The sequence below is a fragment of the Mycobacterium sp. genome, assembly GCF_049683935.1.
In the GTDB taxonomy this organism is placed as follows: domain Bacteria; phylum Actinomycetota; class Actinomycetes; order Mycobacteriales; family Mycobacteriaceae; genus Mycobacterium.
In genome coordinates, this window is record NZ_JBAUJR010000227.1 from 1 (window position 1) to 5,946 (window position 5,946).

General features: G+C 67.2%; 6 protein-coding genes and 1 pseudogene. 4 read left to right on the forward strand and 3 right to left on the reverse strand.

Going from position 1 to position 5,946, the window contains the following annotated elements; translation table 11 throughout:
- A pseudogene (locus tag WA965_RS12940) lies at positions 1-254 on the reverse strand (alpha/beta hydrolase); the annotation flags it as partial.
- A gap of 131 nt (positions 255-385) precedes the next feature.
- On the opposite strand from WA965_RS12940, the gene WA965_RS12945 reads away from it, so the two are divergent.
- Positions 386-757: an OB-fold nucleic acid binding domain-containing protein gene (locus tag WA965_RS12945; RefSeq protein WP_526299110.1), complete on the forward strand. Its 372-nt coding sequence runs from the start codon at positions 386-388 to the stop codon at positions 755-757.
- Positions 754-1,482 (forward strand): DUF3159 domain-containing protein, encoded by a 729-nt coding sequence (locus WA965_RS12950; RefSeq protein ID WP_526299108.1) that lies wholly within the window; start codon positions 754-756, stop codon positions 1,480-1,482. Before WA965_RS12945 ends, WA965_RS12950 begins: the two co-directional genes overlap by 4 nt.
- Before the next feature lie 8 nt (positions 1,483-1,490).
- Here WA965_RS12950 and WA965_RS12955 read toward each other — a convergent pair whose 3' ends face one another.
- Both WA965_RS12955 and WA965_RS12960 read right to left on the reverse strand, forming a co-directional pair.
- Positions 1,491-2,156 (reverse strand): NAD-binding protein, encoded by a 666-nt coding sequence (locus WA965_RS12955; RefSeq protein WP_178358540.1) that lies wholly within the window; start codon positions 2,154-2,156, stop codon positions 1,491-1,493.
- Positions 2,157-2,181: 25 nt separating this feature from the next.
- Positions 2,182-2,853, reverse strand: a complete 672-nt coding sequence (locus tag WA965_RS12960) for a potassium channel family protein (RefSeq protein ID WP_526299106.1) — start codon at positions 2,851-2,853, stop codon at positions 2,182-2,184.
- Positions 2,854-2,964: 111 nt separating this feature from the next.
- Between WA965_RS12960 and WA965_RS12965 the strand changes: the two genes are divergently transcribed.
- A complete protein-coding gene (locus tag WA965_RS12965) occupies positions 2,965-4,959 on the forward strand; it encodes an amino acid permease (protein ID WP_526299104.1) in 1,995 nt (664 codons plus the stop codon).
- The coding region (locus tag WA965_RS12970) for a class I SAM-dependent RNA methyltransferase (protein WP_526447599.1) at positions 4,956-5,946 on the forward strand (991 nt) is incomplete at its 3' end. The genes WA965_RS12965 and WA965_RS12970, both read left to right, overlap by 4 nt.

The following is a 5,946-nucleotide window of genomic DNA, read 5'->3' on the forward strand; positions in this document are numbered from 1 at the left end:
GGATGTGCCAGCGCCCACGCCGCCGCGACCGCTGCGCCGATCGAGACACCACCCACCACGATCGGCGCCTGCCGGGCGGCGCCGTCGAGAACCTCGACATAACCCTCGACCAGGCGGTGCGGTTGCGGCGGCGGGGTGACGACGACCGCGTTGACGTCGTGCAGAGCCTTCGAAAAGGCCCGGTAGACGAAGTCATCGTCGGAGCCCGTGCCGGGAAGCAGGACGGTGGTGACACCGCGCAGATCGACCGCCATCCCACGATCGTGCCCGGTCGGGTGATCCCCGGCGCGGCGGGTCGGCCCTACGTGGCAAATCGGAACCAAGAGGTCTACCGTGGCGTCTGTTGGGTCAATCCGCAGTGGATTGACAGGACTCAGGAGAAGCCATGGCCACGGCCGAGGGGTATCTTCGGCGGCTCACCCGTCGGTTGACCGAGGATCCGGAACAACTCGACGTACAGGAGCTCAGCGACGAAGCCGCCAGCACCGGTGCGCAGAAGGCGATCGACTGTCAGCGCGGCCAGGAGGTGACGATGGTCGGCACCCTGCGCAGCGTCGAATGCAACGGCAAGAGTTGCGCAGGCGGCGTCAAGGCCGAACTGTTCGACGGCACCGACTCGGTGATTCTGGTGTGGCTCGGCCAGCGCCGAATCCCCGGCATCGAATCCGGCCGAACCCTCAAGGTGCACGGACGTGTCGGCAAGCTGGACAACGGCGCCAAGGCGATCTACAACCCCCACTACGAGATTCAAAAGTGAGTGACCCGGGCACCGAACCGGGCACGCAGACCACAGCTCCTCGGGGCGCCGCTGTCCTCGAACAGATGGGCGGCATCAGCGGGCTGATCTATTCGTCGCTGCCCGTGGTGGTGTTCGTTCCCGTGTCCTCTGCGTTCGGCCTCATGCCCGCCATCGGCGCCGCCCTGGCCGTGGCGACGCTGATCCTGCTGTGGCGCCTGTACCGGCGGGACTCGGTGCAACCGGCCATTTCGGGTTTCTTCGCCGTCGGGATCAGTGCGCTCATCGCCTACCTGGTGGGCGCCTCCAAAGGCTATTTCCTGCTCGGGATCTGGACGTCACTGTTCTGGGCCGTCGTGTTCACCATCTCGGTTGTGATCCGTCGCCCGCTGGTCGGCTACGCGTGGGGGTGGGTCAGCTCTCACGACCGCAGCTGGCGGGAGGTGCGCCGCGCAGTCGTGGCCTTCGACGTGGCGACGCTGGTGTGGGTGGCGGTGTTCTCCGCCCGCTTCGTGGTGCAGCACCATCTGTACGACGCCGACCAGACCGGCTGGCTCGGGGTGGCGCGGATCGCGATGGGCTGGCCGCTGACAGCGGTGGCGGCGTTGGTGACCTACCTGGCGATCAGAGCCGCGAAGCGGGCCGTGCAGGAACGCGACGCCGCCGTGCAGGGGGAGAAGCCGGGCAGCGATCCTGTGGTCGACCCGGTCTCCGACGACGACGCCTCGGCGCAGAAACCGCACTGACCGTCGGCTCAGCGCTGACGCGGCCGCAGCAGTTGCTCGCGCAGCTCGTCCTCTACTTCGCTCACTGCGACGAACAGCAGTTCGTCGCCGCCTTCGAGTGGTTCGTCGCCCTCCGGGACGATGACGCGGGGGCCGCGCAGGATCGTCACCAGCGCTGCGTCTCTGGGTAGCTCGAGCCGCTTGACCGGCTTGCCGCCCCACGGGGTGTCATCGGGAAGGGTGATCTCGACCAGATTCGCCTGGCCCTTGCTGAACTCCATCAGCCGCACCAGATCGCCGACCGACACCGCCTCCTCGACCAGCGAGGCCAACATCCGTGGGGTCGACACCGCGACGTCGACACCCCAGGCCTCGTCGAAGAGCCACTCGTTGCGGGGATCGTTGACGCGGGCGACCACCCGGGCCACCGCGAACTCCGTCTTCGACAACAGGCTGAGCACGACGTTGGCCTTGTCGTCACCGGTGGCGGCGATCACCACGTCGAACTCCTCGAGTTTGACCGATTCGAGCAGGCTGAGCTCGCAGGCGTCGCCGAGGCGCCACTGCGCGGACGGGATCGCGTCGACGTCGATGTGGTCCGGATTGCGCTCGAGCAGCGTCACGTCATGAGATTCGACCAGCTCGCGGGCGATGGATCGACCCACGGCCCCGGCCCCGGCGATCGCGACCTTCACTGGATTGCTCCTCGCGTCCGCGGCATCACGACTCCGAGTCCGCGCTGGGTGGCAACGCCGCGATGGCCAGTGCCTCGGCGATGTGGCCGGAGATCGCGGCCAGGTACACCTGGTCGCCGGCCTGGATGACGGTCTTGACATCTGGAAGTGTGCCGGCGCCGAAGCGGATCATGAAGGAGACCCGTCCCGCGGTGGCGGCTTCCAGCTCGGTCACCCGGCGGCCCACCCAGTCCTCGTGCAACGCGAGCTCGGTCACCCCGACGTTGCCCGTGGGGTCGCGCCACTTGGTGGTCTCGGTCTCCCGGGTCAGGACGTTGAGCAGCCGGTCGGTCGTCCACGGCACGGTCGCGACGGTGGGTATACCGAGACGTTCGTAGACTGCCGCGCGCTTCGCGTCGTAGATGCGCGCGACCACCCGCGCCACCCCGAACGTCTCACGCGCGACGCGCGCGGAGATGATGTTGGAGTTGTCACCCGAGGACACCGCCGCGAAGGCCGCGGCGTCCTCGATGCCGGCACGCAACAGCACGTCGCGGTCGAAACCCATCCCGAGCACCCGTTCGCCGGAGAAGTCGGGGGAGAGCCGGTGGAAAGCTGTTCCGTCCCGGTCGATCACGGCGACGTCGTGGCCGATCCTGGCCAGGCTGTCCGACAGGGATGCGCCCACCCGGCCGCATCCCATCACCACTACACGCACCTGACGGTCCTTCCCGGCCGAAGCCAGATGTGGCTTACGTAATCTGCTTCTGCAGTACCTGCGCACTCGGAACGCTACCGGTATTCGCATGTGGGCTTACTCTTGGCACTCGTGTCCAAGCTTTCCACCGCCGCGCGGCGGCTGTTGCTGGGCCGGCCGTTCCGCAGCGACAACCTGTCGCACACCCTGCTGCCCAAGCGGATAGCCCTGCCGGTCTTCGCCTCCGATGCGCTGTCCTCCACGGCCTACGCCCCGGAGGAGATCTTCCTGGTGCTGTCGGTGGCCGGGCTGGCCTCCTATTCGATGGCGCCGTGGATCGGCCTGGCGGTGGCTGCGGTGATGCTCATCGTGATCGCCAGCTACCGGCAGAACGTCCATGCCTACCCCTCCGGCGGCGGCGACTACGAGGTCGTCAACACCAACCTCGGCCCGACCGCGGGACTCACCGTCGCCAGCGCTCTGCTGGTGGACTACGTGCTGACCGTCGCGGTGTCGATGTCCGCGGCGATGTCCAACATCGGATCTGCGGTGCCGTTCATCAACGAACACAAGGTGTGGTTCGCGGTGGCGGCGATCCTGATGCTGGCGGCGTTGAATCTGCGGGGTATCCGCGAATCGGGCACCGCGTTCGCCATTCCGACCTACGCGTTCATGATCGGCATGTCGATCATGTTGGCCTGGGGGTTCTTCCAGATCTACGTGCTGGGCAATCCGCTGCGCGCGGAATCGGCCGATTTCGAGATGCACTCCGAGCACGGTGACGTCCTGGGCTTCGCGCTGATCTTCCTGGTTGCCCGGGCGTTCTCGTCGGGCAGTGCGGCCCTGACCGGCGTCGAGGCGATCAGCAACGGCGTCCCTGCATTCCGAAAGCCCAAGTCCCGCAACGCCGCCACCACACTGCTGATGTTGGGCGTCATCGCGGTCACACTGTTCATGGGAATCATCATGCTCGCCAGGGCGATCGGCGTGCAGATCGCGGAGCGGCCTAGCGAACAACTCGTGGGAGCGCCGGAGAACTATCAGCAGAAGACGCTGATCGTCCAGCTGGCCGAGACGGTGTTCGACGGCTTCCCGCTGGGTCTGTTCCTCATCGCCCTGGTGACAGCCCTGATCCTGGTGCTGGCGGCCAACACGGCGTTCAACGGGTTCCCCGTGCTCGGATCGATCCTGGCGCAGGACCGGTACCTGCCGCGCCAGCTGCACACCCGGGGCGACCGGTTGGCCTTCTCCAACGGAATCCTGTTCCTGGCATTCGGCGCCGTCGCCTTCGTGGTGGCGTTCCAGGCGCAGGTGACCGCGCTGATCCAGCTCTACATCGTCGGGGTGTTCGTGTCCTTCACCTTCAGCCAGATCGGCATGGTGCGGCACTGGACACGGCTGCTGCGCACCGAGACCGACACCGTGGTCCGCGGCCGGATGAAGCGCTCCCGGGTCATCAACACCATCGGTCTGATCTGCACCGGCACGGTCCTGGTCATCGTGGTCGTCACGAAGTTCGTTGCCGGGGCATGGATCGCGATCCTGGCGATGAGCGCGCTGTTCGGGATCATGAAGCTGATCCACAAGCACTACGCATCGGTCAGCCGCGAGCTCGAACTGCGCTCGGCAGAGGCCGACGACATGGTGCTGCCGAGCCGCAACCACGCGATCGTGCTGGTGTCGAACGCGCACATGCCGACACTGCGGGCACTGGCCTATGCACGGGCCACCCGTCCGGACATGTTGGAGGCCATCACAGTCAGCGTCGACGATGCCGAAACGCGCGCGCTGGTGCACAAGTGGGAGCAGAGCGACATCAGCGTGCCGCTGAAGGTGATCGCATCGCCGTATCGCGAGATCACCCGCCCCGTGCTCGATTACGTCAAACGGGTCGGCAAGGACTCGCCGCGCACCGTGGTCACGGTGTTCATCCCCGAGTACGTCGTGGGGCACTGGTGGGAACAGTTGCTGCACAACCAGAGTGCGTTGCGGCTGAAGGGCAGGCTGCTGTTCGAACCCAATGTCATGGTCACGTCCGTTCCATGGCAACTCTCTTCGTCGGAGCGGTTGAAGAAGTTGCAACCCCAGTCGGCTCCCGGCGATGCACGTAAGGGATTCCTGGATTGAGCAAGATTCCTGAAACGAGCGCATACACCCCGCCCGAGGAACTGACGCTGACCACCGGCGCTGCGGCCAACGGGGGGAGTTGTGTGGCGCGTCACGATGGCCGCGTGGTGTTCGTGCGGTACGCGCTGCCCTTCGAGACGGTGCGGGTCCGACTGACAGGCAAAGCAGGCGGTCGCGGCTCCTACTGGAACGCCGAGGTCGTCGAGGTGCTGGAGGCGTCCGAAGACAGGATCGACCCGCTGTGCCCGATCGCCGGGGTGGATGGGTCGGGGTGCTGTGATCTGGCCTTCGCCGAGCCGACCGCCGCACGTCGGCTCAAGGGTGCGGTGGTGGCCAATCAGCTTGCGCGCCTTGGCGGATATCACTGGCGCGACGAGGGTGAGGCCACCGCGCAGCCGGTCGGCGTGAAAGGCGCCACCGGGTGGCGGACCCGCGTGCGGCTGGACACCTCGCGGGACGGTCGCGCGGGCTTCCATCGGTACCACAGTCCGGAGCTGGTGCACCAGCTCGACTGTGCGCAACTGCCCCCGGGGATGCTCGCCGGCATCGCCGAGAAGCAGTGGCCGTCGGAGTCCCACGTCCACGTCGCGATCGACGACGACGGCATCCGCCACGTGGTGGTGGCGGGGGCGCCGGGCACCCGGAAGGCCACGTCAGCCGGAGGCGGCAATCTGAAGACGTCCGCCGGAGGTGGACATCGGAAGACAGTCGGCGGCGGACACCGGACGACCGTGGCCGAGGGCGGGTACGAAGCCGTGCAGCGGGTCGGTGGACGCAGCTGGCAGGTCCCGGTGACCGCCTTCTGGCAGGCACACCACGACGCACCCGCGCTCTACAGTTCGCTGGTGAGCGAGTGGGCACAGCTGAGCGAGGGGATGACGGCCTGGGATCTGTACGGCGGCGCGGGCGTTTTCGCCGCTGCCCTCGCGCAGGCGGTCGGCGACACCGGCCGGGTGCTCACCGTCGACACCTCGCGCGGTGCGTCCC

Bases quoted from the DNA above. Each gene is read 5' to 3' on its own strand.
- WA965_RS12945 (WP_526299110.1), top strand. From the start codon at position 386: ATGGCCACGGCCGAGGGGTATCTTCGGCGGCTCACCCGTCGGTTGACC.